At 63.6% G+C, this 1386-nt stretch carries 1 protein-coding gene and 1 pseudogene; one reads left to right on the plus strand and one right to left on the minus strand.

What is annotated here, in order from left to right; genetic code table 11:
* Nucleotides 1-308: pseudogene (locus LQV45_RS32605) on the minus strand (hypothetical protein); the annotation flags it as partial.
* Between the two features lie 97 nt (nt 309-405).
* Here LQV45_RS32605 and LQV45_RS32610 point away from each other — a divergent pair.
* Complete coding sequence (locus LQV45_RS32610; protein ID WP_230011720.1) at nt 406-1224, plus strand: alpha/beta fold hydrolase; 819 nt, start codon at nt 406-408, stop codon at nt 1222-1224.
* The last annotated feature ends 162 nt before the right edge of the window (nt 1225-1386 follow it).

Below are 1386 nucleotides of genomic sequence, written 5' to 3' on the forward strand. Positions count from 1 at the left end.
TGCCAGTACCTTGCAGCGTCCACGGACCGCTCGAGGGCCGCCTGCACCAGGTCGCTGTCAAGGTCGGTAAAATCCAGTGAGGCGAGCCTGGCAGCCAGCTGTTCTGGTGACGCGGCAAAGGCCGGCATCGCGGTCTCCCCGGAGGCAGCAGCGCTCAGCAGGACCCGCGAGGTCCCCGGTCCACTATCAAGTTCGTATCCCAACCAGAAGGCCGCCGTTTTGACCTCCGGATCCAGCTGCATCGCCAGTTCGAGGCACAGACGGCGCCCCCGGGGCCCCCGCAGAAATACGTCCACACTTGGCGTCATCAGATCATCCTCCCACCACAGCGCAGCTTTATCTGGAGCGGTCTCAGGTGCCGTCGATGATGGCGGGTATCGTCGCAACGCGTTTTACCATAGCGTGATGGAGACCACGGTTAGCGGAGTTTCTGTGCATTACGCCGAGTACGGCAGTGGCACGCCGGTTCTCGCTCTGCACGGCGCCGGTGTGGATCATCGCGAAATCGCCGGTGCCCTTGAACCGATTTTCGACGACGTGCCTGGCTACCGGCGCCTGTATCCGGACCTGCCCGGGATGGGCCGGACCCCGGCGCCTGAGACGATCACGAGCAATGACGACGTCGTGGACATTCTGCTCGGCCTTATCGCCAGCACTATTGGTGATGAACCGTTTCTTATCGTGGGTCAGTCCTACGGCGGCTACCTGGCCCGTGCGATTGCGAGTCTGCGACCTGATCAGGCCGTCGGGCTGGCGCTAATCTGCCCTGTTGGCCAACAGACGCGCGACGTGCCTCAGCACGAGGTCCTTGTTTCGTCGGTCGATCTGACCGGTGCACTCGGCTCGGATCTCGAGGCTACTTACCGCAGCTACTTCGTTGTGCAGACGCCTGAAACGCTGCGTCGGTTCCAGGAGTATGTGGCTCCCGCAACGTCCCTGGCTGACGAGTCGAGCCTGATGCGGATCTTTTCGCACTGGGAGTTGCGGGATCGGCCGGAAGCCGCGAAAGCCTATCCTCATCCGGTGTTGGTCGTTGCCGGGCGACAGGATGCCACCGCCGGGCACACAGGACCGTCGGAGCTGATCCTGCACTACCCACGCGCTACGTTGGCCGTACTCGACCGCGCCGGCCACGCCTTGATCCATGAGCAACCCAACCTCGTGCGAGCCCTTGCCGCCGACTGGCTCATGCGCGTGCGTGAGGCGTCAGACGACAAAAGCTAGCGGGCAGTGGCGCCCGCATGCGGACGGAATCCCTGTGTCATGGCTCCGCCGAAGGAGGGCAAGGCGATGCGTCCGCGGCGTCCAACCGGCGTCATGCAATGCCCGGTAAGCAGCAAACCATCGCGACGGATTGCAGTCGGGCGGCCAGCGAAAGAACAATGG

Source organism: Microbacterium sp. Bi128 (assembly GCF_918698205.1).